This is a genomic window from Streptomyces sp. NPDC052301 (genome assembly GCF_044593395.1).
In the GTDB taxonomy this organism is placed as follows: Bacteria; Actinomycetota; Actinomycetes; order Streptomycetales; family Streptomycetaceae; genus Streptomyces.
The window spans coordinates 23,639-49,374 of record NZ_JBIUBE010000026.1; the positions used below are offsets into that span (position 1 = coordinate 23,639).

The 25,736-nt window shown below is 70.7% G+C and carries 25 protein-coding genes and 1 riboswitch; of the genes, 8 read left to right on the forward strand and 17 right to left on the reverse strand.

Translation table 11 applies throughout. The features are described 5' to 3' along the window. Nucleotides 1-18 precede the first annotated feature (18 nt). Nucleotides 19-1,143 carry a tRNA 2-thiouridine(34) synthase MnmA gene (gene mnmA / locus ACIHEJ_RS39725; RefSeq protein ID WP_400142723.1) on the reverse strand — a complete coding sequence of 375 codons (1,125 nt, stop codon included), beginning with the start codon at nt 1,141-1,143 and terminating at the stop codon, nt 19-21. A 60-nt stretch (nt 1,144-1,203) separates the two neighbouring features. On the opposite strand from mnmA, the gene ACIHEJ_RS39730 reads away from it, so the two are divergent. Next, nucleotides 1,204-1,866: an N-acetylmuramoyl-L-alanine amidase gene (locus ACIHEJ_RS39730; protein ID WP_400142724.1), complete on the forward strand. Its 663-nt coding sequence runs from the start codon at nt 1,204-1,206 to the stop codon at nt 1,864-1,866. A gap of 273 nt (nt 1,867-2,139) precedes the next feature. Here the strand turns inward: ACIHEJ_RS39730 and ACIHEJ_RS39735 are convergent, their stop codons facing one another. From ACIHEJ_RS39735 to ACIHEJ_RS39745, 3 genes are all read right to left on the reverse strand, one after another. Further along, on the reverse strand, nt 2,140-3,309 hold the full coding sequence (locus tag ACIHEJ_RS39735; RefSeq protein ID WP_400142725.1) for a cysteine desulfurase family protein: 1,170 nt from the start codon (nt 3,307-3,309) through the stop codon (nt 2,140-2,142). Between the two features lie 105 nt (nt 3,310-3,414). After that, nucleotides 3,415-3,693 (reverse strand): DUF4190 domain-containing protein, encoded by a 279-nt coding sequence (locus tag ACIHEJ_RS39740; protein WP_400142726.1) that lies wholly within the window; start codon nt 3,691-3,693, stop codon nt 3,415-3,417. A gap of 32 nt (nt 3,694-3,725) precedes the next feature. Further along, nucleotides 3,726-3,893 carry a hypothetical protein gene (locus tag ACIHEJ_RS39745; RefSeq protein ID WP_400142727.1) on the reverse strand — a complete coding sequence of 56 codons (168 nt, stop codon included), beginning with the start codon at nt 3,891-3,893 and terminating at the stop codon, nt 3,726-3,728. A gap of 158 nt (nt 3,894-4,051) precedes the next feature. Between ACIHEJ_RS39745 and ACIHEJ_RS39750 the strand changes: the two genes are divergently transcribed. Further along, nucleotides 4,052-4,678, forward strand: a complete 627-nt coding sequence (locus ACIHEJ_RS39750) for a TetR family transcriptional regulator (RefSeq protein WP_400142728.1) — start codon at nt 4,052-4,054, stop codon at nt 4,676-4,678. A gap of 34 nt (nt 4,679-4,712) precedes the next feature. On the opposite strand, the gene ACIHEJ_RS39755 is transcribed toward ACIHEJ_RS39750, so the two are convergent. Both ACIHEJ_RS39755 and ACIHEJ_RS39760 read right to left on the reverse strand, forming a co-directional pair. Next, entirely contained in the window at nt 4,713-5,069 is a 357-nt protein-coding gene (locus ACIHEJ_RS39755) for a hypothetical protein (RefSeq protein ID WP_400142729.1), read from the reverse strand. 45 nt (nt 5,070-5,114) lie between these two features. Then, the gene (locus tag ACIHEJ_RS39760; RefSeq protein WP_400142730.1) at nt 5,115-6,122 is read right to left on the reverse strand and encodes a helix-turn-helix transcriptional regulator; all 1,008 of its coding nucleotides are present in this window, start codon (nt 6,120-6,122) and stop codon (nt 5,115-5,117) included. Nucleotides 6,123-6,254: 132 nt separating this feature from the next. On the opposite strand from ACIHEJ_RS39760, the gene ACIHEJ_RS39765 reads away from it, so the two are divergent. Continuing rightward, the gene (locus ACIHEJ_RS39765) at nt 6,255-6,848 is read left to right on the forward strand and encodes a TIGR03086 family metal-binding protein (protein ID WP_400142731.1); all 594 of its coding nucleotides are present in this window, start codon (nt 6,255-6,257) and stop codon (nt 6,846-6,848) included. Here ACIHEJ_RS39765 and ACIHEJ_RS39770 read toward each other — a convergent pair. Beyond that, complete coding sequence (locus ACIHEJ_RS39770) at nt 6,835-7,695, reverse strand: thioesterase family protein (protein WP_400142732.1); 861 nt, start codon at nt 7,693-7,695, stop codon at nt 6,835-6,837. The genes ACIHEJ_RS39765 and ACIHEJ_RS39770 overlap by 14 nt on opposite strands. 149 nt (nt 7,696-7,844) lie before the next feature. On the opposite strand from ACIHEJ_RS39770, the gene ACIHEJ_RS39775 reads away from it, so the two are divergent. Continuing rightward, nucleotides 7,845-9,134, forward strand: coding sequence for an alpha/beta hydrolase (locus tag ACIHEJ_RS39775; protein ID WP_400142733.1), 1,290 nt, complete (start codon nt 7,845-7,847; stop codon nt 9,132-9,134). On the opposite strand, the gene ACIHEJ_RS39780 is transcribed toward ACIHEJ_RS39775, so the two are convergent. From ACIHEJ_RS39780 to ACIHEJ_RS39825, 10 genes are all read right to left on the reverse strand, one after another. Next, nucleotides 9,043-9,702, reverse strand: coding sequence for a trimeric intracellular cation channel family protein (locus tag ACIHEJ_RS39780; RefSeq protein ID WP_400142734.1), 660 nt, complete (start codon nt 9,700-9,702; stop codon nt 9,043-9,045). The genes ACIHEJ_RS39775 and ACIHEJ_RS39780 overlap by 92 nt on opposite strands. Nucleotides 9,703-9,749: 47 nt before the next feature. Then, nucleotides 9,750-11,141, reverse strand: a complete 1,392-nt coding sequence (locus tag ACIHEJ_RS39785) for a M1 family metallopeptidase (RefSeq protein WP_400142735.1) — start codon at nt 11,139-11,141, stop codon at nt 9,750-9,752. A gap of 99 nt (nt 11,142-11,240) precedes the next feature. Next, nucleotides 11,241-12,593, reverse strand: coding sequence for an ABC transporter ATP-binding protein (locus tag ACIHEJ_RS39790; RefSeq protein ID WP_400142736.1), 1,353 nt, complete (start codon nt 12,591-12,593; stop codon nt 11,241-11,243). A gap of 23 nt (nt 12,594-12,616) precedes the next feature. Continuing rightward, on the reverse strand, nt 12,617-13,714 hold the full coding sequence (locus ACIHEJ_RS39795) for an ABC transporter ATP-binding protein (protein ID WP_400142737.1): 1,098 nt from the start codon (nt 13,712-13,714) through the stop codon (nt 12,617-12,619). Further along, the gene (locus tag ACIHEJ_RS39800; protein WP_400142738.1) at nt 13,711-14,709 is read right to left on the reverse strand and encodes an ABC transporter permease; all 999 of its coding nucleotides are present in this window, start codon (nt 14,707-14,709) and stop codon (nt 13,711-13,713) included. The genes ACIHEJ_RS39795 and ACIHEJ_RS39800 overlap by 4 nt, the downstream gene beginning before the upstream one ends. Nucleotides 14,710-14,819: 110 nt before the next feature. After that, nucleotides 14,820-16,610 (reverse strand): ABC transporter substrate-binding protein, encoded by a 1,791-nt coding sequence (locus tag ACIHEJ_RS39805; protein ID WP_400142739.1) that lies wholly within the window; start codon nt 16,608-16,610, stop codon nt 14,820-14,822. A 70-nt stretch (nt 16,611-16,680) separates the two neighbouring features. After that, nucleotides 16,681-17,688, reverse strand: coding sequence for an ABC transporter permease (locus tag ACIHEJ_RS39810; RefSeq protein WP_400142740.1), 1,008 nt, complete (start codon nt 17,686-17,688; stop codon nt 16,681-16,683). A 264-nt stretch (nt 17,689-17,952) separates the two neighbouring features. Next, complete coding sequence (locus tag ACIHEJ_RS39815; RefSeq protein WP_400142777.1) at nt 17,953-18,738, reverse strand: enhanced serine sensitivity protein SseB C-terminal domain-containing protein; 786 nt, start codon at nt 18,736-18,738, stop codon at nt 17,953-17,955. Between the two features lie 191 nt (nt 18,739-18,929). Continuing rightward, a complete protein-coding gene (locus ACIHEJ_RS39820; protein WP_400142741.1) occupies nt 18,930-19,724 on the reverse strand; it encodes an enhanced serine sensitivity protein SseB in 795 nt (264 codons plus the stop codon). Nucleotides 19,725-19,800: 76 nt separating this feature from the next. Next, entirely contained in the window at nt 19,801-20,481 is a 681-nt protein-coding gene (locus ACIHEJ_RS39825) for an AAA family ATPase (RefSeq protein WP_400142742.1), read from the reverse strand. A gap of 179 nt (nt 20,482-20,660) precedes the next feature. Continuing rightward, nucleotides 20,661-20,760, forward strand: a riboswitch (glycine riboswitch). Nucleotides 20,761-20,917: 157 nt separating this feature from the next. Between ACIHEJ_RS39825 and gcvT the strand changes: the two genes are divergently transcribed. The 4 genes from gcvT to ACIHEJ_RS39845 all read left to right on the forward strand — a co-directional run bounded on the left by gcvT (nt 20,918) and on the right by ACIHEJ_RS39845 (nt 25,278). Then, nucleotides 20,918-22,036: a glycine cleavage system aminomethyltransferase GcvT gene (gene gcvT / locus ACIHEJ_RS39830; protein WP_400142743.1), complete on the forward strand. Its 1,119-nt coding sequence runs from the start codon at nt 20,918-20,920 to the stop codon at nt 22,034-22,036. Between the two features lie 115 nt (nt 22,037-22,151). Continuing rightward, nucleotides 22,152-22,532, forward strand: a complete 381-nt coding sequence (gene gcvH, locus ACIHEJ_RS39835) for a glycine cleavage system protein GcvH (protein ID WP_400142744.1) — start codon at nt 22,152-22,154, stop codon at nt 22,530-22,532. 14 nt (nt 22,533-22,546) lie between these two features. Then, nucleotides 22,547-23,812 (forward strand): serine hydroxymethyltransferase, encoded by a 1,266-nt coding sequence (glyA, locus tag ACIHEJ_RS39840; protein WP_400142745.1) that lies wholly within the window; start codon nt 22,547-22,549, stop codon nt 23,810-23,812. Between the two features lie 98 nt (nt 23,813-23,910). Continuing rightward, nucleotides 23,911-25,278, forward strand: coding sequence for an L-serine ammonia-lyase (locus ACIHEJ_RS39845; protein WP_400142746.1), 1,368 nt, complete (start codon nt 23,911-23,913; stop codon nt 25,276-25,278). Nucleotides 25,279-25,736 lie beyond the last annotated feature (458 nt).

The following is a 25,736-nucleotide window of genomic DNA, read 5'->3' on the forward strand; positions in this document are numbered from 1 at the left end:
GCCGGGGAGGTGTGCCCGCTACACCGTCGCCGCCGTCGCGCGCGTGGTCGACGCGATCGTCGCCGAGCCGACCACGCGCGTGCCGTCGTACAGGACGATCGCCTGGCCGGGGGCGACCCCGCGGACCGGCTCGGTGAAGGTGACGCGCAGTTCGCCGTCGGCCGGCACCGCGGTGACCTCGGTCTCGCCGCCGTGGGCGCGCAGCTGGGCGGTGTAGGTGCCGGGGCCGGTGGGGGCGGTGCCGCACCAGCGGGGCCTGATCGCGGTCAGCGCGGTGACGTCCAGGGCGGCGGCGGGACCGACGGTGACGGTGTTGTCGACCGGGGAGATGTCGAGGACGTAGCGCGGCTTGCCGTCGGGGGCCGGGGTGCCGATGCGCAGGCCCTTGCGCTGACCGATGGTGAAGCCGTACGCGCCCTCGTGCGTGCCGACCTTGGCGCCGGACTCGTCGACGATGTCGCCCTCCGCCTTGCCGAGCCGCCGGGCGAGGAAGCCCTGGGTGTCGCCGTCGGCGATGAAGCAGATGTCGTGCGAGTCGGGCTTCTTGGCGACCGCGAGACCCCGGCGCTCGGCCTCCGCGCGGATCTCCTCCTTGGTGGTGACCGTGTCGCCGAGCGGGAACATCGCGTGGGCGAGCTGCTTCTCGTCCAGCACACCGAGGACGTAGGACTGGTCCTTGGCCATGTCGGAGGCGCGGTGCAGCTCGCGGGAGCCGTCCTCGCGGACGATCACCTGGGCGTAGTGGCCGGTGCAGACCGCGTCGAAGCCGAGGGCCAGGGCCTTGTCGAGCAGCGCGGCGAACTTGATCTTCTCGTTGCAGCGCAGGCACGGGTTAGGGGTGCGGCCGGCCTCGTACTCGGCGACGAAGTCCTCGACGACGTCCTCACGGAAGCGGTCGGCGAGGTCCCAGACGTAGAAGGGGATGCCGATGACGTCGGCCGCGCGGCGGGCGTCGCGGGAGTCCTCGATGGTGCAACAGCCCCGGGCGCCGGTCCGGAAGGACTGCGGGTTCGCGGAGAGCGCGAGGTGGACGCCGGTGACGTCGTGGCCCGCTTCCGCGGCACGCGCGGCGGCGACGGCGGAGTCGACTCCACCGGACATGGCGGCGAGGACGCGGAGGGGGCGCTGCGGGGTCTCAGTCATAGCCCCTCCAGGGTACGGGGCCGCGGGAACCGGGTCCGCCGGATATCCGTTGGAGATCACATGGGGGCGACTCAGGAGCGCGCGGGAGCCGCGCGGGGCGACGAGGACCGGCGGCTGGGGCGGCGGGCACTGCTGGTCGGCGGGGCGGCGGCGGCCGTGGGCACCGCCGTGCTGGCCCGGGAGGAGCTGTCGCACCTGTGGTGGCGGCTGCCGGGCGTGGAGAAGCCCCGGGTGGCGGGCGCGGTGGACTTCAGGGGCGCGCGCTGGGTGGCGGCCTCCCCGGCGAACTACCGGCGGGCGGACCGGCCGGACGACTATCCGGTCGACCGGGTCGTCGTCCATGTCACGCAGGGCGGCTACGCGAGCGCGGTGAAGGTGTTCCAGGACCCGGCGCACGGAGCGGCGGCGCACTACATCGTGCGCAAGGACGGCCGGATCACCCAGCTGGTCCGGGAGCTGGACGTGGCCTTCCACGCGGGCAACCGCGCGTACAACGAGCGGAGCGTCGGCATCGAGCACGAGGGTTTCGTGGAGGACGCCTCCTCCTTCACGGACGCGATGTACGCCGCCTCGGCGCGGCTGACGGCGGCGATATGCGGGCGCTACGGCATCCCCGCGGACCGCGAGCACATCGTCGGGCACGTGGAGGTGCCGGGCACGGATCACACGGATCCGGGGCCGCACTGGGACTGGGAGCGATATCTGAAAAAAATCAAGGCGTAACCCCTTTTTTGTCCGGCAGTGACCGTTTTATCCTGAAGGCCAGACCTACGAGACGAGTGAGGGAGTTCAAGCGGAGTAGCCGACGTCAGCGAGAGAACAGAGAATCTCTTCAACGAGAGGTACAACGATCTCCGCTGGTGCCGACGTCGACGCTCGGGCTGAGAGGCCGGAAGGTCGCAAGGACTGGACCGGAAGGCGACCCCTATTACCTGATCCGGACAATACCGGCGAAGGGAACCCGCCTCGTAGGTCGCTGTCGTGTGCGGTCCGGCCTCAGCTGAGTCCCGCCGCGCGCGCCCGTTCCACCGCCGGGCCGATGGCCTTGGCTACCGCCTCGACGTCCGCCTCCGTGGAGGTGTGACCGAGGGAGAAGCGCAGGGTGCCGCGGGCCAGGTCCGGGTCGGCGCCGGTGGCGAGCAGCACATGGCTGGGCTGGGCGACGCCCGCGGTGCAGGCGGAGCCGGTGGAGCACTCGATGCCCTGTGCGTCCAGCAGCAGGAGCAGGGAGTCGCCCTCGCAGCCCGGGAAGGTGAAGTGGGCGTTGGCCGGCAGGCGGCCCCCGGGGGCCGGGTCCCCTCCGAGGATCGCGTCCGGTACGGCGCTGCGCACGGCGTCCACCAGCTGGTCGCGCAGGGAGCCGATCTCACGGGCGAACCACTCCCGCCGCTCGGCGGCGAGGCGGCCGGCCACCGCGAAGGAGGCGATGGCCGGGACGTCGAGGGTGCCGGAGCGGACGTGGCGCTCCTGGCCGCCGCCGTGCAGCACGGGTACGGGGCTGTACTCGCGGCCGAGGATGAGCGCGCCGATGCCGTAGGGGCCGCCGACCTTGTGGCCGGAGACGGTCATCGCGGCGAGGCCGGAGGCGGCGAAGTCCACCGGGACCTGGCCGAAGGCCTGGACCGCGTCGGCGTGCAGGGGGATGCCGAACTCCGCGGTGACCTCGGCGAGTTCGCGGACCGGCAGGACCGTGCCGATCTCGTTGTTGGCCCACATCACGGTGGCCAGGGCGACGTCGCCGGGGTTGCGGGTGACGGCCTCGCGCAGGGCCTCGGGGTGGACGCGGCCGTGGGAGTCGACGGGCAGGTACTCGACCGTGGCGCCCTCGTGCTCACCGAGCCAGTGCACGGCGTCGAGGACGGCGTGGTGCTCGACGGGGCTGGCCAGGACGCGGGTGCGGGCGGGGTCGGCGTCGCGGCGGGACCAGTACAGGCCCTTGACGGCGAGGTTGTCGGCCTCGGTGCCGCCCGAGGTGAAGACGACCTCGCTGGGGCGGGCGCCCAGCGCTTCCGCGAGGGTTTCGCGGGATTCCTCGACCGTGCGGCGTGCCTGGCGGCCGGACGCGTGCAGGGAGGAAGCGTTGCCCGTGATGCTCAGCTGGGCGGCGAGCGCCTCTGCCGCCTCCGGGAGCATCGGGGTGGTCGCGGCGTGGTCGAGGTAAGCCATGGTGTGCCCGATTCTACGGGCCCGTCGCGGACGGATCCGGCCTACCCGCGGCGGTCGGGCACGGTTCCCCGTCGTCCTCGGGGACCTGTGCAGCGCCTCTCTGCCTCACAGGCTCCAGGACAGCGTGTGGGACACCTGCATCGCTGTCGCCAGGACGGCCAGGTCGGCGATGCCCAGGGCGAGGCCCAGATACGCGCGGCCCCGGCGGGCCGTGCCGCGCCAGAGGGACACCCCTGCCAGGGCGATGGCGATCGGGCCGAGGAAGAGGTTGAGGACGAGCAGGCCGAGGAGGCCGAGGATGAAGGACGCCACGGCCATGCCGTCGGCGTCGCGACCGGGGGAACGGGTGTCGGTGCGGGGTGTGGCCGGTGCGGTGAGTTGCATGGTGCTCAGCTCCTGGGGGTGCGTACGGACGGTCAGTTGGCCGAGGTGCGGCGCCGGCGGCCGTAGCGCTCGCGGATCGCGAAGACGCCGAGCCAGACGGCGATGACGGCGGCCAGGCCGACGGTGACGGTCAGCGGTGCGTGGGCCACGGTGCCCAGCACGACGCCGAGCAGCATGAGTGCGGCGACGAGGAACAGCATGGGATTGGATCCCCCCTCCGAGATGCCTCGTGTGAAGGCCCTGTCGAGGCCTCGTGTAAAGTTTGAGTGAACAGTTGTAGTAACAGTTGTTCACTGACTTCTACTCTAGCGCGTCCCACGGCTTTTCAATTCCAGAGAACAGTTGTTAACTGGATGACATGAGTCACACGCTCGGCATCCGGCAGGCCCAGAAGCAGAAGACCCGGCAGGCGTTCCTCGACGCGGCGCTCGCGCTGCTGGAGGAGCAGAGCCTGAGCAGCCTGGGCCTGCGTGAGGTCACGCGGGCCGTCGGCGTCGCGCCCACCGCCTTCTACCGGCACTTCCGTTCGACCGCCGATCTCGGGGTGGCGCTGGTCGACGAGGCGCTGGGCAGCCTGCACCCGATGGTGCGGACGACGGTGTCCACGGCGGGCGACAGCGAGGAACGCATCGCCCGGGCCATCGAGCTGATCGCCGGCCACGTGGACACCTATCCCGCGCACGTCCGGTTCATCGCCCGTGAGCGGCACGGCGGGGTGCAGCCGGTACGCGAGGCCATCCGGTCCCAACTCGTCCGGTTCGCCGAGGAGGTGAAGGACGAGTTGGCCAAGGACCCGGAGGCGGAGGGGTGGGACGACGACGACCTGCTGATGCTCGCGCATCTCTACGTCGACCAGATGCTGATCACCGCCTCGCTGTTCCTGGAGGCGCTGGAGGCCCCCGCGGAGGAGCGGGACCGGGTCACCCAGCTCGCCACCCGTCAGCTGCGGCTCATCAGCATCGGCCGCAGCCACTGGCACGGCTGAGGGCCCCGAACCCGCGGCCGTGCGCCCCCGGCGGTCACCCCTGCCGGGCCCGGCCCCCGGCCTGGCCCTCCCCCGGCCCCCCGCAGCCGCCACCGGGACCGCCCTGCCCGCCGGACGCGCCGGCCGGCATGTCCGAGGGCGCACCCGACGGCATGCCCGACGGCACCCCCCTCGGCACCCCCGGAGCCGCTTTCGAAGGCGCACCGGACGGCGCCCCGCCCAGTCGGCCGGACGCGCCGCCCGTCGGCATGCCGGACGGCGCCCGGCAGCCCTGCTGCCGACCGGAGTCGCCGCCGGTGGCGGAGGACGGGCTGCCGGAACCGCACGCGGTCAGCAGCAGCGGGGACACCGCCAGCAGGGCGACGGCGGGCAGAAGGCGGGCACGCTTCATGAGAGTCAGCTCCGAGAACGATGAGGAAGTCCTGAGGAGCCGCACTCAACCAACCGTGCCTGGGGAGTGCTTGGGCTCGCCCTGTCCGTGGGCTGTCAATCCGTACAGGGTCACGACGGAACGGGCCGCCGCGAGCAGTTCCGCACGGGCCTGCGGCGGGTCCAGGACCTCCACCCGGTCGGAGAGGGCCAGGAGTTGGCGTACCGCGGGCAGCGCCGGGTACGTCAGCCGTGCGGTGACCCAGTCGCCCTCGCCGTCGTCGTCGGGCAGGGCGGCCAGCTGCGGGGCGAACATCCGTCGGAACATGTCGAGCCGGTCGCGCCCGACCCGTACCGTCACCTCGATCCCCTCCCCCCGCTCCTCGACCTGGCGGCGCAGCACCTCCCAGACGTCGGCGAGTTCCACGCCCGGCCTGCGCCGTACGGGGTCGTCCAGCAGCCGGGCCGAGTGCACCCGGTCGGCGCGGAACAGCTGCGGCGCGGCGCGCCGGTCGGCGACCAGGTACCAGACCCCGGCCTTGGCTACGAGACCGTACGGGTCGACGGTGTACGTCCGGGGCTCCCGCTCCCCGCCGTGCCGGTAGCGCAGCCTGAGGCGCCGGTCGGAGAAGACGGCGTCCTGCAGCGCCTCCAGGTCGACGGCCTGCTGCGGGCCGCTCTTCCAGCGGGTGGCGTCGACCAGGATCCGGCGGCTGGTCACCTCGGCGGCGGGACGGTGCGGCGCCGGAAGCGCGGCCATCACCTTGCGCAGGGCCGAGCCGAGGGCCGCGTCGAGACCGAGCGCGGCATGGGCACCCTGTGCGGCCAGGATGAACAGGGCGCGGGACTCGTCGGCGGTGAGGCCGGTGACGTCGGTGCGGAAACCGGCGAGGAGTTCGATGCCTCCGTGCCTGCCTCGCTCGGCGTAGACCGGCACTCCGGACGCCGACAGCGCCTCGACGTCCCGGTAGATGGTGCGGACCGACACCTCCAGCCGGTCGGCGAGTTCGCGCGCGGGGACGCGGCCCCGGGTCTGCAGGAGCAGCAGGATCGACAGCAGCCGGTCGGACTTCACGCGCCCAAGAATCCCGCCCTCGCGAGGGCCCGCGCAAATGTTGACGGAAACTGTCAGGTTATCCGGACACTCTCGTCCCACAGACGCACGGACCCGACGCACCGGCCCGGCGCACCGACCGAGAGGCAGACCATGACCAGCACCGGCTTCACCGACCCCCGCCCCGTCCACGCCCGCGCCACCGAGCAGGCGGCGGCCCTGATCAAGACGGTGCGCCCGGAGCACCTCGGCGGCCCGACGCCGTGTTCCGAGTACGACGTACGGACCCTGCTGAGCCACATCGTCGGCGGCACCCTGCGGAACGCGGTGATCGGGGAGGGCGGTGACGGGCTCGCCGTGCACCCGTTCGCCGAGGGCGTCGGGGACGACGGCTGGGCCGCGGCCTACGACGAGGTGCGCGTCCGTGTCCTCAGGGCGTGGGAGAGCGACGAGCGGATGACCTCCCTGGTGCGGGTTCCGTGGGGGGAGGTCCCGGGGCACGCGGCACTCTCGGGCTATGTGATGGAGATCGTCACCCACACCTGGGACCTCGCCGAGGCGCTCGGCCGGGCGGACGAACTCGACCCGGCTCTCGCCGGGTTCGCGCTCGCCACCGCCCGTCGGGTCCTGCCCGGCGACCGTCCGGGCGACCACCACTTCGCCGCCTGCCGTGAGGCCGGCGACGGAGCCGGTGTCCACGAGCAGTTGGCGGCCTGGCTGGGGCGCGCCCCGCTCAGCCGAGCCTGACGCGGGCCAGCTGGCGGGACTGGGCGACCAGGCGGTCGTCGGAGTCCCAGACCTCGGCGTCCTCCTCGAGGAAGCCGCCGGCCAGGTTGCGGGTGGTGATCGACACCCGCAGCGGGCCGGGGGCCGGGCGGTGCCGGACGTGGACGGTGAGCTCCACCGTGGGGACCCAGCCCTTCAGGCCGATCTCGAAGGCGGTGGGCGGAAGCGCGTCCACCGCGAGGAGGAGGGAGAGCGGGTCGGGGTCCCGCCCGTCGGCGAGGCCGAACCAGGCCCGCATCTCGCCCTTGCCCGAGGGCGCGCCGAGGGCCCAGCCGAGGGTCGCCGGGTCCAGCTTGATCATCAGGCGGTCGGCGATCTCCGAGCCGCTGTCCATGGGCGCGGGACCGTCCTCGGGGCCGAAGCACTGCTCGAGCGGCGGGATCGCGGGCGGCGTCGCCGTCGTACGGACGTCGTCGGGGAGGGCGGAGAGGTCGCCGTAGGAGGCGAGGACACGGATGCGTTCGACCTCGTTGCCCTCGTCGTCGTACTGGAGGAGCGAGGCCTGACCGGTGGACAGGGTGCGGCCGGTGCGGACCGTCTCCGTGCGGATGACCGCCGGGCCGGGCCGGGAGGCGGTCAGGTAGTGCGCGGTGAGGGTGAAGGGGTCCGGGTGCGGGAGCGTGTCCGCGAGGGCCCGGCCGAGCACGGCCAGCAGGTAGCCGCCGTTGACGGCGTTGAAGATGGTCCAGCCGGCCGAGAGGTCGACGGTGTGGACGCCGGGCTCGCGCCGGCTGACCGCGGTGTCGCGGTCGAACTCGCTGTCGCCGATCACGGCCGACGCCGCAGGTGCGGAAGCTGCTTCTGGCATGAATGAACGGTACAACAGGAAATTACTGAGCGGTAGCTTTGTCTGCTCGGGGTAGCCGGCTGACCCCACCGGGTGAGGCTCCGGCAATTTCTCGGTAAGTGTCCGGACACGTCACCAACCCCGGGCCTCCGATTCCCCTCTATGGGGACATGAGCCTCACCGGGACTCCGTTCCTCTACTCGACCGCCGTGCTGGCCGTGGTCGCGCTGATACTGCCACTCGTGCTGTGGTCGCGCGTGCGCGGGCCCAAGCCCCTGCGGGCCGCGGCCCGGCTGCTGATGCTGCTGTTCGCCCAGGGCACCGCCGTCACGCTGATCTTCGTCCTGGTCAACAACCAGAACAACCTGTACGACAACTGGGCCGATCTGCTCGGCACCGGCAACCATGTCCAGCAGGCGCAGGACCTCGGCCGGGACGGCACCGGTGGCATAGCAGTGAAACGGTTGCCCAAGGTCAAGCAGACCTTCACCGCGGCCTCCGGGCCCGCCATGGGGTCGGCCGGCGGCGTGCGCGTCACCCAGCTCAAGGGCCGGGTCTCCGGGGTGAACGCCGAGGTCTACGTCTGGCTGCCGCCGCAGTACGACGACCCGGCCTACCGCAACAAGAAGTTCCCGGTGGTGGAGCTGCTGCCGGGCTACCCCGGCTCGGCGAAGGCCTGGTACGGGTCGCTGAAGGTGCACGAGCAGCTGCTGCCGCTGATGCGGAGCGGGCAGGTGGCCCCCTTCATCCTGGTCGCCCCGCGCACCAACCTGCTGGCCGGTGTGGACACCGGCTGCGCCAACATCCCCGGCCAGGTCAACGCCGACACCTGGCTCAGCATCGACGTGCCGAAGATGGTCGTGGACAACTTCCGCGCCCAGCCCGCGCCGCGGGGCTGGGCCGTCGCCGGCTACTCGGCGGGCGCGCACTGCGCGGTCAAGCTGGCCGTGGCGCACCCGGACCGCTACCGGGCCGCGGTGAGCCTGTCCGGCTACAACGACCCGATCGGCGAGCGCAACTCGCTCGCCGCGCAGAGCCCCGCCCTGCGCGCGGAGAACAACCCGTATCTGATCCTCAAGAAGTCGGCCGTCCCGCCGCGCATCGCGCTGTACATCTCCGGCGAGTCCGGTGACGGCTATCAGGCGGGGGTGGCGCTGGAGTCCATCGCCAAGGCGCCGACGACCGTGCACGTGGTGTTCCTGCCGCGCAGCGCGGGCGGTCACAACATGGCGCTGTGGCGGCCCCAGGTGGACACGGTGTTCCGCTGGCTGACCCTGCAGATGGGCCAGAACCACGCCCAGGGCCGCGACGGATCTGTCACCGGCGGCACGGGCCCTGTCACCGGGAGCGCCGCCGGAACCACCGGGACTACTCCTCGGTCACCGTCGACCGCCGGTTCCACGCGCGCGGAGCTCGCCAGTGGAACCGCATCGCGAGCAGGCGCAGCACAAAAGCGGTGACGACCGCGAGCCCACTGGTGAGGGGGGTCAGCGCGTCGTAGCGGATGCACAGCACCACCATCGTGGCGCCGACGATCGCCGGGACCGCGTACAGGTCGCGGTCCCAGCGCAGCAGGGAGGGCACCTCGTTGGCGAGCACGTCGCGCAGCACACCGCCCCCGACGGCGGTGGCGAGCCCGAGCGTCGCGGACGCGGTCAGGTTGAGGCCGTAGCTGTACGCCTTCGTCGTGCCGCTGACGCAGAACAGGCCGAGGCCGGCCGCGTCGAAGACCAGCACGCCCGTCTGGATGCGCTCCACGTGCGGGTGCAGGAAGAAGACCACGAGCGCGGCGAGCAGCGGGGTGAAGAAGTAGCCGAGGTCGGTGAAGGCGGCCGGCGGCACGGCCCCGATGACCAGGTCACGGAACAGTCCCCCGCCCAGCGCGGTGACCTCGGCGAGGACGGCGATGCCGAAGACGTCGAAGTTCTTCCGGACGGCCAGCAGCGCGCCGGAGATCGCGAACACGAAGATGCCGACGACATCGAGCGTGTGCTGGACGGAGGGACTGAAGAGTTGCTGGAGCTGCACCCCTACATTCTCACCCGTCGAGAGGTGTGAACCTTACAATGCCAGGCTCACAGGGCGGGCTTCCCTGTGGTGAAGAGCCAGGTGTCGAAGAGGTCGTCCAGCTGCTGTCCGCTGACCCGCTCGGCGAGGCGGATGAAGTCGGCGGTGTCCGCGTTGCCGTACCGGTGGAGCTTCGTCCAGGCGGGCAGCAGCCGGAAGAAGTCCTTGTCGCCGATCCGCTCCCGGAGCATCTGCAGCGTCATCGCGCCGCGGTCGTACACGGCGGAGGCGAACATCGTGTCCCGCCGCGGGTCGGCCACCTCGATCTGCCAGAAGGAGGAGGTGGCGGGGCGGGCGGTGTAGTCGGCGAGGAAGGAGTCGTGGGCCGAGCGGGTGCCCTGGTGCTCCGCCCACAGCCACTGGGCGTAGGTGGCGAAGCCCTCGTTGAGCCAGATGTCCTTCCACCGCGCGACGCTCACCGAGTCGCCGAACCACTGGTGGGCCAGCTCGTGCACGATGGTCGACTCGCTGCGCACGGCCGAGTACGCCGGCTTGCTCTGCACCTCCAGCGAGAACCCGGCCTCCGGCATGTCGTCCACGATCGCGCCGGTCTCCTCGAACGGGTACGGCCCGAAGACCTTCGACCAGTAGTCGGTCGCGGCGGCCGTGACGGCGTACACGTCGACCTTGTTGCTGTCCTTCAGGACGGGGTCGACGGCGACGTAGATCGGGGTGCCGCCGGGGGTGCGGCCGGTGCGCACGTCGAACCTGCCGACGGTGGCGGTGGCGAGGTAGGTCGCCATCGGCCTCGACTCGCGCCAGTGGGTGTACGTCGCGCCGTGCCTGTCGTACGTCGAGACCAGCCGGCCGTTGGAGACCCCGGTCAGGCCCTCGGGCGCCTTGATCCGGATGTCGTAGGTGGCCTTGTCGGAGGGGTGGTCGCTGGACGGGAACCAGGTGGAGGCGGCGTTGGGCTCGCAGGCGACGAAGACGCCGTCGGCGGTCTCCATCCAGCCGTACTTGGAGCCGAACACGATGGGGCCGCCCAGGGGCTGGGGGACGCCTCCGTAGGTGACGGAGACGGTGAAGGTCCGGCCGCGCGGCAGGCCGGCGCGCGGGGTGACGGTGACCTCGTCGCCCTCACGGGTGAACTCGGCGCGCCTGCCGTTCACTTCGACCTTCGTGATCTGCAGCTGCTGGAGGTCGAGGTCGAAGGAGGACAGGTGCTGCGTGGCACGGGCGGTGAGGGTCGTACGGCCGTCCAGGCGGCCGGTGTCCGGAGCGTAGGCGACGTCGAGGTCGTAGTGCAGGGCGTCGAAGCCGCCGTTGCCGAGCCTCGGGAAGTAGGGGTCACCGATGCCGGGGGCGCCCGGGGTCGGGGCGGAGGAGGCGCCGATGACGAGGAAGGAGGCTGCTGCGGTCGCGACAGCCCCCAGACGTGCCGAACGGGAGAGTGCCATGGTCGTCCCTTTCGAGCGTGTACCGATCAGTGGTCGGACACGGACGACTGTGCGCTCTCCCGTTCGGGCATGTACATGACTTTGCCCAGTTGTCATGTGCTACTTGCCGGTTGACTCCTGCGCGCCGGAGCCGGAACCGGACTCGGATCCGGGCTCGCTCGCCTCGGCAGCCTCGGCGGCTTCAGAAGCCTCGGCGGCTTCAGCAGTCTCGGCGGCCTCGGACTCGGACGCCTCGGCAGGGGCTTCCGCGGCGGTCTCCTCGGAGGACTCCTCGGCCAGCTCCGCCGCCACCGCCGCCGACGTCTCCGCCGACTCCGCGAGCACCTCGTCGGCGACCAGTTCGGCCGCCTCCTTCGCCGCGGTCAGCAGCACGGTGTCCTGCGGGGCCTGGTCCTCGAAGTTCTCCGGGTGGTGGCAGGCCACCCGCTGACCGGGCCTCAGCTCGATCAGCGCCGGCTCGGTGGTGCGGCAGATCTCCGTCGCCTTCCAGCACCGGGTGTGGAAGCGGCAGCCCGAGGGCGGCGAGATCGGCGAGGGCACGTCACCCTTGAGCAGGATGCGCTCGCTCTTCGCGTTCTTCCGCTTCGGGTCCGGGATCGGCACCGCCGACATCAGCGCCTTGGTGTACGGGTGCATCGGCGACTTGTACAGCAGGTCCCGGTCGGCGAGTTCGACGATCTTCCCCAGGTACATCACCGCGATCCGGTCCGAGACGTGCCGGACGACCGAGAGGTCGTGCGCGATGATCACGTAGGTCAGGCCGAGCTCCTCCTGGAGGTCGTCCATGAGGTTCACGACCTGCGCCTGCACGGACACGTCCAGGGCGGAGACGGGCTCGTCCGCCACGACCATCCTCGGCTTCAGCGCGAGCGCACGGGCGATGCCGATGCGCTGGCGCTGACCGCCGGAGAACTCGTGCGGATAGCGGTTGTAGTGCTCGGGGTTGAGGCCGACCACCGACAGCAGCCGCTGCACCTCCTTCTTGATGCCGCCCTCGGGCTCGACGCCCTGCAGCCGGAAGGGGGCCCCGACGATGGTGCCGATGGTGTGCCGCGGGTTCAGCGACGAGTACGGGTCCTGGAAGATCATCTGCACGTCGCGGCGCAGCGGACGCATGCCGCTCACGCCGAGGTGCGTGATGTCCTTGCCCTCGAACTCCACCGTGCCCGCGGTCGGTTCGAGCAGCCGGGTGATGAGCCGGCCCATCGTCGACTTGCCGCAGCCGGACTCGCCGACGACACCCAGGGTCTCGCCGGCCCGCACCTCGAAGTCGATGCCGTCGACCGCGCGCACGGCCCCGACCTGCCGCTGGAACAGGCCCTTCTTGATCGGGAAGTGCTTCTGCAGCCCCGTCACCTTCAGCAGGACCTCGCCGGGAGCGGCGTCCTTGGTGAGCGTGGCCGTACCGGCGGACTTCTCTTCCGTGCCGTCGCTCTGTGCAGGGATGCTCACTGCCTTGTCCTCTGCGTTCTCACTCACAGCTTCGGCGCAATCTCTTCGGTCCAGATCCGCTCCCGCTGCTCCTGCGACATGTGGCAGGCGGCCCAGTGCTTGCTGCCGACCTCGGTCAGCTCGGGGCGGACCGTGCGGGTGACGTCGTCCTTCGGAATGTCCGCGTACGGGCAGCGCGGGTTGAAGGCGCACCCGGACGGGATGTTGATCAGCGACGGCGGGGAGCCCTTGACCGGGGTCAGGCGCTCCTGCTGGTCGCGGTCCAGTCGCGGCATCGAGCCGAGCAGACCCCAGGTGTAGGGGTGGCGGGGCTCGTAGAACACCTTCTCCGCCGGTCCGCGCTCGACGCAGCGGCCGCCGTACATCACCAGGATGTCGTCGGCCAGTTCGGCGACGACGCCCAGGTCGTGGGTGATGATGATGACCGCGGAACCGAACTCCTTCTGCAGGTCCCGGATCAGGTCGAGGATCTGCGCCTGCACGGTCACGTCCAGGGCCGTGGTCGGCTCGTCCGCGATGAGCAGCTCGGGGTTGTTGACCAGCGACATGGCGATCATCGCGCGCTGGCGCATACCGCCGGAGAACTCGTGCGGGTAGCTGTCCACCCGCTTGTCCGGCTGCGGGATGCCCACGCGGTCGAGCATCTCGACCGCACGGCGCTTGGCGGTCTTCTTGTCGACGTCGTGGTGGATCCGGTAGGCCTCCACGATCTGCGCGCCGATCGTGTAGTACGGGTGCAGCGCCGACAGCGGGTCCTGGAAGATCATCGCCATCTCCCGGCCGCGCAGCTTGCGCACGTGGTCGGGGTCGGCGGAGAGCAGCTCGGTGCCGTTCAGCCAGATCTCGCCGGATATCTGCGCCTTGCGCTTGCCGTACTGGCCGGCGGTGTGCAGGCCCATGATGCCGAGCGAGGTCACCGACTTGCCGGAACCCGACTCGCCCACGATGCCGAGGGTCTTGCCCTTCTCCAGCGTGAAGCTGAGCCCGTCGACGGACTTCACCAGGCCGTCGTCGGTCGGGAAGTGCACCTTCAGGTCGCGCACTTCGAGGAAGGAGGACGGCGCGGGCGAGGAGCCGGTGGGCTCGCCCACGGCCGCTCCGGTCTTGCTGAGGTCGGTCATGCGAGCCTCACTCGGGGGTCGATCACGGCGTACAGCACGTCCACCGCGAGGTTGGCGAGGAGCACCGCGAGGGAGGTGATCAGGGTGACGCCCAGGATGATGGGAAGGTCCTGGTTCTTGATGGCGGTCAGCACGGCCTGGCCGAGGCCGGGGATGCTGAACGTGGTCTCGGTGAGGATCGCGCCGCCGATCAGGGCGCCGAGGTCCATGCCGAGCATGGTCAGGATCGGGGTCATCGTCGAGCGCATGGCGTGCTTGCCGATGACGACCTGCTCCGTGAGGCCCTTGGCGCGGGCGGTGCGGATGTAGTCCTCGCCGAGGATCTCCAGCATCGTGGCGCGGGTGATACGGGCGTACATCGCCGCGTAGAGGAAGGCGAGCGTGATCCAGGGAAGGATCATGCCGCTGAACCACCCGCCGAAGCTGTCACCGATCGAGACGTACTTGCCGTCGATCCAGTGCAGCCCGTAGCTGAAGATCGCCAGCGAGAGCAGGCCGGTGAAGTAGATCGGGAGCGAGACGCCGCTCAGGGCGACGACCATCGCGCCACGGTCCCAGATGCTGCCCCGCTTGAGGGCGGAGAGCACACCCGCCGCGACACCGAAGATGAGCCACAGCACCGCGGCACCGATCGCGAGACCCAGGGTCACCGGGAAGCGGTCGGTCAGCACCGGCCAGACGGCCTGCTCACTGCGGAAGGAGTAGCCGAAGCACGGGGCGGCACAGTGGGTGACGTCGCCGCCGCCCGAGTAGGTGCGGCCCACGAAGATGCCCTTGAAGAACTCCCAGACCTGCTGGTAGATCGGGTCGCTCAGGCCCAGCTTCTCCCGCACCGCCTCGACGGCGTGAGGGTCAGCCTGCTTGCCCACGAAGCTCGTGGCGATGTCCACGCCCGCCCACTTGGGGACGAGGAAGAAGATGCTGAAGACCACCAGGATGATGACGACCAGCATCACTGCGGCGGCGAACAGCCGCCTGATGAGGTAAGCGAGCACAGCTAACGGCCCGCTGCGGACCACGGGCCGCCGGAGGTCTTCCGGCGGCCCACGGTCGCGCCGCGCCGGCCTTCACCTGCCTTTCGTGCCGTACGGCGGGTGTGCCGGGTTTACTTCGTGGACTTCAGGCCGAGGTTGACGAAGTCGTAGTAACCGCTGTACGCGTTCGTCGTGTACACGTTGGCCAGACGCGAGGAGCGGATGTTGAGCAGCCGCTCGAAGGTGAAGGGCAGGTAGTACGCGCCCTCCATGACCGCATGGTTGATGTCCGTGGCGATCTGGGTCTTCTTGGAGTCGTCCAGCGTGCCGGTGTACTGGTCGAACAGGCCGTCGATCTTCTTGTCCTTGATCAGAGCGTAGTTGTTGTTACCGCTCTGCAGGATGTAGTGGCTGCTCCACAGCGGGATGCCGTAGCCCTGGACGGTCGGGAAGTCCGGGCCCCAGCCCATGATGATGATGCCGAGCTTCTTCTTCGCCACGTTCGAGGGCGAGCCGATGATGCCCGGGGACTGCGAGCCGTCGTACTGGTAGATGTCGGCGGTGATGCCGACCTTCTTCAGCGCGGCCTGCAGGGACTCGGCCGTGGCCACTTCCTGCTGCTTGTTGTTGCGGACCGCGATGGTGGTCTTGAAGCCGTTCGGCTGGCCGCAGGCCTTCAGCTCCTGCTTGGCCAGGTCCGCGCTGCCGTTCTTGTTCTTCGTGGCGATCTGGTACGGGTCGTACTTCTGGCCCTCACCACCGGCGACCGACGGCGGGAGCATGTTGGTGCCGATGTCGCCACCGGCGACCGGGCCACCGCGGGCGGTCTGCAGCGACACGTGGTCGGCTGCGTAGATCACGGCCTTGCGGCAGTGGAGGTTGTCGAACGGCTTGACGCTCTGCGGGAAGACCGCGTAGCGGATGAAGCCGGAGACCGGGTTGTCCAGGTTCGCCTTGTGCTCCTTCAGAGCGATCTGGCGGCCCTGGGCGCCGAGACCGGTCTGGGAGGCGTCGACGTCGTAGTCGCCGTTGATGAGGCGCTGGTCGGAGTCCGCCTGGTTGGTGGAGATGTCCAGGGTGATCTTGTCCGGGTACGCCTTGCGGACCGGGTCCGAGGACGCCTTCCAGCTGGTGTTGCGGACGAGGACGAGGCCCTTGCCCGGGTTGTACGACTGGAACTTGTACGGACCCGAGGAGAACGGGTGCAGGCCGTACTTGGACTTGGTGTCCTTGTCCTGACGGACCGGGGAGCCCGTGGTCATCGCCAGGGTCTGGAGGAAGTCCGAGTTGGGCGTCGGCAGGTGGAAGACGATCGTCTTCGCGTCCGGCGTGGAGATGGCCTTCAGACCCAGGTGGTCCTTGGCGGAGTCCTTGTACGGACCCTTGTAGGTGTTCTTCGGGTCCAGCATCTGCTGGAGGTAGATCGGACCGCCGGACAGCACGTCCTGCGCCCAGACGCGCTCGATGCCGTACTTGATGTCCTGGGAGGTGATCGGCTTGCCGTCCTCCCACGTGACACCGTCGCGCAGGGTGAAGGTGTAGGTCTTGCCGCCGTCCGAGACCTTGCCCATGTCGGTGGCCAGGTCCGGGGTGAGCTCGGCGCCCGCGGCACCGGGCTCGGTCTTGTACGTGACCAGCTGGCGGCTGTAGTAGCGCGAGAAGTCCCACATGAACCCGTAGTAGCCGCGCGTGGTGTCCCACGAGTCGGCGTCCTGCGTGCTCACGAACTTCAGCGTGCCGCCCTTCTTGACCTGGTCGGCCTGGGCGACCTTGTTGACCGCCGCGTTGAAGCCGGCAGCGCCGTTCTTCGAGCCGCCGTCGCCATTGCCACCGCCGCACGCCGCCGTGGTCAGCAGCCCGGCGACCACTGCGGCAGCGGCAAGGGCCTGCTTGCGCCGCCCTGAGGTGCGTTGGGTAGTCACGATCTCGGATCCTCCGGATTTGATGAGAGACCCCGTGGATGAGCTCACGGGACGCTTGGGGTACGGCACTTCAGCGGGACGCCTTCGGGTCGAGCGCGTCCCGCACGCCGTCGCCGAAGAGGTTGAAGGCCAGAACCGTGATGAAGATCGCCACGCCCGGGATCACCATGTACATGGGGTCCGAGTCGTAGTAGTCGATCGCGCTCGAGAGCATCTGTCCCCAGGACGACGTGGGCGGCTTGACGCCCACGCCCAGGAAGCTGAGTGCCGCTTCGGTGAGGATGTTCGTGGGGATCATCATCGTCGTGTACACGATGATGGGCGCGACGAGGTTGGGCAGCAGTTCCTTGAAGAGGATGTAGAACCGCCCGGCGCCGAGCGAACGGGCCGCCTCGACGTACTCGCGCTCACGCAGCGAGAGCGTCTGGCCACGCACCACGCGGCCGATGTACGGCCAGCCGAAGAAGCCGATGACCAGGATCATCACGAAGACGCGCACGCCCGTACCGGTGAGGCCCAGCATCTGGTTGGGCATGACCGAGACCAGCGCGATGATGAACAGCAGCTGCGGGAAGGCCAGGAGGCCGTCCATGACACGGCTGATGAGCGAGTCCACCCAGCCGCCGAAGAAGCCCGCCAGGATGCCGAGGATGGTGCCGAGGATGACGGCGACCACGGCGGACAGGAAGCCGACGAGCAGCGAGATCCGGGCGCCGTACAGGATGCGGGCGAAGATGTCGCGGCCGTTGACCGGCTCGACACCGAGCAGGTGGTCACCGCTCATGCCGCCCATGGAGCCCTTGGGGGTGCTGAACAGCGGGTCGATCAGGCCCTGGTGGTAGACGTCCGGGTCCTGTCCGACGAGCCCCGTGATCACCGGCGCGAGCAGCGCGACGGCGATGAGGAGGACCACGACCACGCCGCCGGTGAGGGCGAGTTTGTCCCGCTTGAGGCGCTCCCAGGCGATCCGGCCCAGCGACCGGCCCTGAACGGCCTTCGCGTCGGTGGCGGCGACCGCCGCTTCCTCGGCCGCACCCGGGGCCGCTTCCGCGGTCGGCTCGTGCAATGGTGCCGTCATTAGGCTGGGACCCCTCTCAACCGGCGGTAGCCGGCCCGCACTTGCCGCTGGTAGCGGCATCAAACAGTCCGTCGTACACAGGGGCGAACCCCTTGAAGGGGGAGTCTTCAACGCTTGCGCGATCAGCCGCCAGCCTTGACGGTGAATGGATGCGCAACCGTGATGCAAGCTGGCGTTTCCTGTTATACGGACAGCGAGTCGCGGTGACCGGACGCAAGCGCCCCGGCCAGGGGCCCCGGGAGCGACGTATCCCGAGGTCGCGGCTCAGTAGCCGCCGTGCACCGGCGGATAGCCGTACCCGGCGGCCGGGGCCTGTGTCCGTGGCGGGGCCTGGAGCTGGGGCTGCGGCGGGGCCGCGTGGGCCTCGCGGTCGTAGAACGGGCGGGCGTGGGTCCGCATCCACATCACGACCGGGTCGTAGTCGTCCGTCATCGCCACCGTGGACACCGGCAGCCCCTCCGGGACCGCGCCGACGGACTGCTGCATCATCGCGCGCACCGAGTCGACCGCGGCGGGCGAGGTGTCGTACACGTCCAGGCCGATGGCGAGGTACGGCGCCCCGAGCGCCGGCTGCACCCAGGCGCGGCGCAGGGAGCGCAGCGCGGGGGTGCGGTGGGCGTTCTGCGCGAGCAGGGCGTAGAACTGCGGGACCTCGATGCCGGGTTCGGTCAGGCGGAGGGGGCCGGCGGGCTGGCGGTCCAGGCCGGTGGCGATGCGGCGCAGATCCAGCCAGGGGATGCCGACGCCGCCGCCCGGGGCGTGCGGGTTGAGCCAGAGGCCGTAGTGGTCCGGGTAGAGGGTGCGGGCCACGTCGAGGCCGTCGACGACCTCGTAGGAGCGGTTCCAGCCACTGGCCGACAGCTCCTGGGCGGAGGTGACGCAGGGGGCGTAGTGGAAGCCGCCGACCTCCATGTCGCCGTACTGGGCGTCCGGGGCGCCGGCCTGCCCGTGCCACAGGAGCATCCAGATCTGGCCGGAGGAGGGGGCGGCGAGGGCGCGCAGCAGGGCCTCGTAGGCGTCGTAGCGTCCGGGGGTGACCTGGCGCAGCATGTGCTCGACGCTGCCGCTGTGGCTCGCGCTCACCTGTTGTACCGGCCCTTCTGGGAGTTGCCCCGCGTTTGTGAACAGCTTAAGCGCCCAGCAGCTCGGGGCCGCCGGCTTCGTGCGCGGGTGCGGGTCGTCCGTGGCCGGCCGCGCCGTTCCCGCGCCCCTCGGCGGTCGACTGCTCCTCGGTCGGCCGATCAGTGACCGTACTGATAGAACGGGCGGACTTTCGTCTTCAGCCACTCGGCCACCGGGTCGTCCGCCACGTCCAGGAGGACCAGGTTGACCGGCCAGCGCACCGGGATCTTGCCCAGGGCTTTACCGAGGGCCTCCAGCGGCAGGGCCCGCAGGTCGCCCTCCCACCGGGAGAGTTCGACGCCTACGAACATCACCGGGTCGGCCGTCTCTATCGCGGCCAGACAACGGCGCGCGGTGAGGACCACGCCGGTGCCGGCGAACTCCGCGGAGGCGGCCGCGAGGAAGTCGACCGGGTCGTCCTGCCAGTCGGGCTCGAAGAGGCGGACCCGGCCGCCGGCGCCGGGGCCGTCGAGCGGGGTGCGGCCGGTGCGGCACAGCTCGGCCACCGCCTGCGGCGGGATCGGGATGCCGACCACTCCGTCGGGATTGACCGCGATGCCGACCTGCGGGGGCAGCCCGCGGGCGAACTCCACGGCCGGGGCGATGGTGTACGCCATGTGGGAGCCGGCGACCTGGCGCAGCTGCTCCTCGGAGCTGAACACCGGCACGTACGCCTGACCCTCGACGTCCAGTGTGGGCAGGTCCAGCGGGCCGCTGTCGGGGCCGCCGCCGTTCGGCAGGGGGATCCACAGGAAGCTGCGGCCGAGGACCTCGACGATCCGGCCGGCCGCGGCGGGTATGCCGAGGGAGGCCGAGAGCACCTCCTCCAGCTCGTTGCCGGGCCAACCGCCGTGCGGGTGGGGGTGTGCCTGTGCCGGGATGTCCGCCGGGAAGTCCGCCGCCGAGAAGTCCATGTGCCTGCCGCCTGCTGGGAACCGCTGCTGTGACCCAGAAGGCTAGCGGGTGGCTGTGACAGTCGTCTCGCCCCGCTCAGCCGGTGAAGTCCACGCGGTGCAGGCCGTCGGCCGCCGCCCGGTCCAGCAGCACCGCCGAGCCGCAGCCGGCGGGCGTCTCGCCGCGCTCGACCGCGTCCAGCAGCCGGGCGGTCGTACGGCGGTGGCGGCGGAAGGCGTAGGGGGAGACGCCCCGGCCCCGCTCGCGCTGGCCCTCGCGGGCGGTCTCGGCCGGGACGTCGAGCAGCAGCAGGTGCAGGGTGCCGCCGCGGCGGCGGGCCTCGCGGGCGAGCCAGGCGCGCACCCAGCGCTGCGTGCCGCAGTCGTGCACGACGACGCCCCCGCCCGCGCGCAGCGCGCGGCGCAGGGCGGCGTAGTGGGCCACGCGAACCGCCGGGCGGTAGAGCGCGTACGGCAGGAAGCGGGGCAGGCGGGCCGCGAAGCGGTCGCGGGTGTCCTGGGAGTCGATGCGGCGCCCGGCGGCCGCGCGGCGCATGAGGGTGGACTTGCCGCTGCCGGGCAGGCCGGTGATCACCGCGATGTCCTGGGGTCCGAAGACCAGCGCGCGCGGGGTGCGGCCGGCGCGGTCGCGCAGGTCGCGGACGGCCGGTGCGGGGTGTCCTGCGCAGCGCTCGCGCGCCGGGGCGGAGGGCTGCTTCGGCACCGCGATGCCGGTGGCGGTGGCGGTGGCGGTGGCGTACGCCGTGGTCCTCTTCACCGTGGTCCGTCCTTCCCTCGATGCTCGGTAATACCCATGCCCGTGTAACGTAAAGAGAAGGTAATGCGCGAAGTCCCGCGGTTCGGTGCGCGTCCTGCCACAGCCCGGTTACAGGTGCGGCCCTGACGAGGGACGGCCCGCCGTGCAATGATGTGGCCGCCAACTGCATACCGGCCGTTTGAATCCGCGCGGGAGAGTCCCCGGCAGCACTGGTGCCGGGGCGCCGAAGGAGCAAGTCCCTCCCTTGAATCTCTCAGGCCCCGTTACCGCGCGGGCGAGGCACATCTGAAAAGCGGGCCGCTGTGTCAGTGGCTCCACCCAAGGTGCAAGCCGTGGTCGTCCCTGTGGCGGTCATGGCGAACCTCTCAGGTTCCGATGACAGATGGGGAGGAACGTTCCTCGCCCCATCCCTGTTGCCCTGGGAGACGACCGACCGATGAGCAGTACCGCACTCCGTCACACCGCGCTGGATGCCGTGCACCGCGCGCTCGGTGCGACGATGACCGACTTCGCCGGCTGGGACATGCCCCTGCGCTACGGCTCCGAGCGCGACGAGCACGTGGCCGTGCGCACCAACGCGGGTCTGTTCGACCTCTCCCACATGGGCGAGATCACCGTGACCGGCCCGCAGGCCGCCGCCCTGCTGAACTTCGCCCTGGTCGGCAACATCGCCTCCGTGGGCGTCGGCCGCGCCCGCTACACCATGATCTGCCAGGCCGACGGCGGCATCCTGGACGACCTGATCGTCTACCGGCTCGCCGAGACCGAGTACATGGTCGTGGCCAACGCCTCCAACGCCCAGGTGGTGCTGGACGCGCTGACCGAGCGTGCCGCCGGCTTCGACGCCGAGGTCCGCGACGACCGGGACGCGTACGCGCTGATCGCCGTCCAGGGCCCGCAGTCCCCCGGCATCCTGAAGTCCCTCACGGACGCCGACCTGGACGGCCTGAAGTACTACGCCGGCCTGCCCGGCACCGTCGCCGGCGTCCCGGCCCTCATCGCCCGCACCGGCTACACCGGCGAGGACGGCTTCGAGCTGTTCGTGAAGCCGGAGCACGCCGTCGAGCTGTGGCAGGCACTGACCGAGGCCGGCGAGGGCGTCGGCCTGGTGCCGTGCGGCCTGTCCTGCCGCGACACCCTGCGCCTGGAGGCCGGCATGCCGCTGTACGGGCACGAGCTGACCACCTCCCTCACCCCCTTCGACGCCGGGCTCGGCCGGGTGGTGAAGTTCGAGAAGGAAGGTGACTTCGTCGGGCGCGAGGCGCTCACCGGGGCCGCCGCCCGCGCCGAGCAGAACCCGCCGCGCGTCCTGGTCGGCCTGGTCGCCGAGGGCCGCCGGGTGCCGCGCGCCGGGTACGCCGTCGTCGCCGGCGGCGAGGTGATCGGCGAGGTCACCTCCGGCGCCCCCTCCCCCACGCTGGGCAAGCCGATCGCCATGGCCTACGTCGACGCGGCGCACGCGGCGCCCGGCGCCGAGGGCGTGGGCGTGGACATCCGCGGCAGCCACGAGCCGTACCAGGTCGTGGCGCTGCCGTTCTACAAGCGCCAGAAGTAGACACTGGGCGCGGAACGTCCCCGGACGTGACCCTGCGCACATCTTCCCTGCTCACGGGCAGGACCAGCAGTCCCCCCTTCATCAGCACTCCCGCGCGTACAGGAGAATTCAGGCCATGAGCAACCCCCAGCAGCTGCGCTACAGCAAGGAGCACGAGTGGCTGTCGGCCGCCGACGAGAACGGCGTCGCGACGGTCGGCATCACCGAGTTCGCGGCCAACGCGCTCGGCGATGTGGTCTACGCCCAGCTCCCCGAGGTCGGTGACACGGTGACCGCGGGCGAGTCCTGCGGTGAACTGGAGTCCACCAAGTCGGTCTCCGACCTGTACTCCCCCGTCACCGGCGAGATCGTGGCGGCCAACCAGGACGTCGTGGACGACCCGGCCCTGGTGAACAGCGCCCCCTTCGAGGGCGGCTGGCTGTTCAAGGTCAAGATCACCGACGAGCCGGCCGACCTGCTCTCCGCCGACGAGTACGTCGCCTTCACCGCGGGCTGAGGAGTCATAGCCGTATGTCCGTCCTGAACACATCCCTGCACGAGCTCGACCCGGAGATCGCCGCCGCGGTCGACGCCGAGCTGAACCGCCAGCAGTCCACGCTGGAGATGATCGCCTCCGAGAACTTCGCGCCGCTCGCGGTGATGGAGGCCCAGGGCTCGGTCCTCACCAACAAGTACGCCGAGGGCTACCCGGGCCGCCGCTACTACGGCGGCTGCGAGCACGTCGACGTCGCCGAGCAGATCGCCATCGACCGGATCAAGGAGCTGTTCGGCGCCGAGTACGCCAACGTCCAGCCCCACTCCGGCGCCTCCGCCAACCAGGCGGCCCTGTTCGCGCTGGCCCGGCCCGGGGACACCATCCTCGGCCTGGACCTCGCCCATGGAGGCCACCTGACCCACGGCATGCGCCTGAACTTCTCCGGCAAGCAGTTCGACGTGGTCGCCTACCACGTGGACGTCGAGACCGGCCTGGTCGACATGGCCGAGGTCGAGCGGCTCGCCAAGGAGCACCGCCCCAAGGTGATCATCGCGGGCTGGTCGGCGTACCCGCGGCAGCTGGACTTCGCCGAGTTCCGCCGGATCGCCGACGAGGTCGAGGCCTACCTGTGGGTCGACATGGCGCACTTCGCGGGCCTGGTCGCGGCCGGTCTGCACCCGAACCCGGTGGAGTACGCGGACGTGGTGACCTCCACGACCCACAAGACGCTGGGCGGCCCGCGCGGCGGCATCATCCTCGCGAAGAAGGACTTCGCGAAGAAGCTGAACTCGTCCGTCTTCCCGGGCTTCCAGGGCGGCCCCCTGGAGCACGTGATCGCGGCCAAGGCGGTCTCCTTCAAGGTCGCCGCCTCGGAGGAGTTCAAGGAGCGCCAGCGTCGTACCGTGGAGGGCGCGCGCATCCTCGCCGAGCGCCTGACGGCGGCGGACGCCCGTGAGGCCGGCGTGAACGTGCTGTCCGGCGGCACGGACGTGCACCTGATCCTGGTCGACCTGCGCGAGTCCGAGCTGGACGGCCAGCAGGCCGAGGACCGCCTCCACGAGGTCGGCATCACGGTCAACCGCAACGCCGTCCCGAACGACCCGCGGCCCCCGATGGTCACCTCGGGTCTGCGGATCGGCACGCCCGCCCTCGCCACCCGCGGCTTCACGGCCGAGGACTTCGCCGAGGTCGCGGACGTGATCGCGGAGGCGCTGAAGCCGTCCTACGACGCGGAGGCCCTCAAGGCGCGCGTGCAGGCGCTCGCCGACAAGCACCCGCTGTACCCGGGTCTGAACAAGTAAGTCACCTTCTGCGGGGCACCGCGCACACTGGAAGTACGGCGTGCGCGGTGCCCGCCCCCTGTACCACTTTTGCACCACCCCGCATTGAGGAGTCATCCGTGGCCATCTCGGTCTTCGACCTGTTCTCGATCGGCATCGGCCCGTCCAGCTCCCACACGGTCGGCCCGATGCGCGCGGCGCGCATGTTCGCCCGCCGGCTGCGCAACGAGGACCTGCTGCCCTCGGTGGCGTCCCTGCGCTGCGAGCTGTACGGCTCCCTCGGCGCGACCGGCCACGGCCACGGCACCCCGAAGGCGGTGCTGCTCGGCCTGGAGGGCGCCTCCCCGCGCACCGTGAACGTGGAGACGGCCGACGAGCGGGTGGAGGAGATCAAGGCGGCGGGCCGGCTCTCGCTCCTCGGCGAGCACGAGATCCCGTTCTCCTTCGACGACGACCTGATCCTGCACCGCCGCAAGGCCCTGCCGTACCACGCCAACGGCATGACCATATGGGCGTACGACGCTTCGGGCACGGAGCTGCTGTCGAAGACGTACTACTCGGTCGGCGGCGGTTTCGTCGTGGACGAGGACGCGGTGGGCGCGGACCGCATCGTGCTGGACGACACGGTCCTGAAGTACCCCTTCCGTACCGGCGACGAGCTGCTGCGCCTCACGAAGGAGACCGGCCTGTCGATCTCCTCCCTGATGCTGGAGAACGAGCGGGCCTGGCGCACGGAGGACGAGATCCGCGCGGGTCTGCTGGAGATCTGGCGGGTGATGCGCGAGTGCGTGCAGCGCGGCATGTCCCGCGAGGGCATCCTGCCGGGCGGCCTGAAGGTGCGCCGCCGCGCGGCCGTCTCCGCCCGCCAGCTGCGCGCCGAGGGCGACGCGCAGGCGCACGCGATGGAGTGGATCACGCTCTACGCGATGGCGGTGAACGAGGAGAACGCGGCCGGCGGCCGGGTCGTGACCGCCCCCACGAACGGCGCGGCGGGCATCATCCCCGCCGTCCTGCACTACTACATCAATTTCGTCCCCGGCGCCGACGAGGACGGCGTGGTCCGCTTCCTGCTGGCCGCCGGCGCGATCGGCATGCTCTTCAAGGAGAACGCCTCCATCTCCGGCGCCGAGGTCGGCTGCCAGGGCGAGGTCGGCTCCGCCTGCTCCATGGCCGCGGGCGCCCTCGCCGAGGTGCTCGGCGGCTCCCCCGAGCAGGTCGAGAACGCGGCCGAGATCGGCATGGAGCACAACCTGGGCCTGACCTGCGACCCGGTCGGCGGCCTGGTCCAGATCCCGTGCATCGAGCGCAACGGCATGGCCTCGGTGAAGGCGGTCACGGCCGCGAAGATGGCGATGCGGGGCGACGGTTCGCACAAGGTGTCCCTGGACAAGGTCATCAAGACCATGAAGGACACCGGGGCGGACATGTCCGTGAAGTACAAGGAGACGGCCCGGGGCGGACTCGCGGTGAACATCATCGAGTGCTGAGCGGTTCGGTGACCCCCTCCTGAGCGCCCGGGTGCGGCCTCGTCCACACCGGTGGGGGGGCAGCAGGCGTTCGCCCCGGTCTCGACTGCCACGGGGCATCTCCTTCGCTGACACCAGCATGTGGGCCTTCAGGAGGTTCTGGACGAGGACCGTCGCCCCCCTCTCGCCGGCCCTGCTCCGCAGGTCCGTCATGGTGAACGACTCTCCGGTGAGGTAGGGCTCGAGGAACTCGGCGGCCTTCGCCGGGATCCGGGCGCGCTCCCGGTTCCCGATGTGGGTGCACAGCACGTGCCCGTCCCCGTCGAGGAGGTCGATGTCCTCGAAGGTTCAGGGCGTACTCCGCCTGGGCGCTCACCTCGGCGGGGGCGGTGCTCACCAGACCGAACAGCTGGGGGGTTGCGCCCCACGTTCGAGGAGCGGGTGGCCTGCCGACCGGCGTTTCCACAAGGAAGTTCTCG

Coding starts and splice junctions, on each gene's coding strand:
- ACIHEJ_RS39815 (WP_400142777.1), bottom strand. CDS start 18,738: ATGCTGCGCCAGGTCACCCCCGGACGCTACGACGCCTACGAGGCCCTG.
- ACIHEJ_RS39795 (WP_400142737.1), bottom strand. CDS start 13,714: ATGACCGACCTCAGCAAGACCGGAGCGGCCGTGGGCGAGCCCACCGGC.
- ACIHEJ_RS39735 (WP_400142725.1), bottom strand. CDS start 3,309: ATGGCTTACCTCGACCACGCCGCGACCACCCCGATGCTCCCGGAGGCG.
- mnmA (WP_400142723.1), bottom strand. CDS start 1,143: ATGACTGAGACCCCGCAGCGCCCCCTCCGCGTCCTCGCCGCCATGTCC.
- ACIHEJ_RS39765 (WP_400142731.1), top strand. CDS start 6,255: ATGACCAGCACCGGCTTCACCGACCCCCGCCCCGTCCACGCCCGCGCC.
- ACIHEJ_RS39820 (WP_400142741.1), bottom strand. CDS start 19,724: ATGGACTTCTCGGCGGCGGACTTCCCGGCGGACATCCCGGCACAGGCA.
- ACIHEJ_RS39770 (WP_400142732.1), bottom strand. CDS start 7,695: ATGCCAGAAGCAGCTTCCGCACCTGCGGCGTCGGCCGTGATCGGCGAC.
- gcvH (WP_400142744.1), top strand. CDS start 22,152: ATGAGCAACCCCCAGCAGCTGCGCTACAGCAAGGAGCACGAGTGGCTG.
- ACIHEJ_RS39745 (WP_400142727.1), bottom strand. CDS start 3,893: ATGCTGTTCCTCGTCGCCGCACTCATGCTGCTCGGCGTCGTGCTGGGC.
- ACIHEJ_RS39785 (WP_400142735.1), bottom strand. CDS start 11,141: ATGGCACTCTCCCGTTCGGCACGTCTGGGGGCTGTCGCGACCGCAGCA.
- ACIHEJ_RS39810 (WP_400142740.1), bottom strand. CDS start 17,688: ATGACGGCACCATTGCACGAGCCGACCGCGGAAGCGGCCCCGGGTGCG.
- ACIHEJ_RS39755 (WP_400142729.1), bottom strand. CDS start 5,069: ATGAAGCGTGCCCGCCTTCTGCCCGCCGTCGCCCTGCTGGCGGTGTCC.
- ACIHEJ_RS39775 (WP_400142733.1), top strand. CDS start 7,845: ATGAGCCTCACCGGGACTCCGTTCCTCTACTCGACCGCCGTGCTGGCC.
- gcvT (WP_400142743.1), top strand. CDS start 20,918: ATGAGCAGTACCGCACTCCGTCACACCGCGCTGGATGCCGTGCACCGC.
- ACIHEJ_RS39740 (WP_400142726.1), bottom strand. CDS start 3,693: ATGCAACTCACCGCACCGGCCACACCCCGCACCGACACCCGTTCCCCC.
- glyA (WP_400142745.1), top strand. CDS start 22,547: ATGTCCGTCCTGAACACATCCCTGCACGAGCTCGACCCGGAGATCGCC.
- ACIHEJ_RS39750 (WP_400142728.1), top strand. CDS start 4,052: ATGAGTCACACGCTCGGCATCCGGCAGGCCCAGAAGCAGAAGACCCGG.
- ACIHEJ_RS39730 (WP_400142724.1), top strand. CDS start 1,204: ATGGGGGCGACTCAGGAGCGCGCGGGAGCCGCGCGGGGCGACGAGGAC.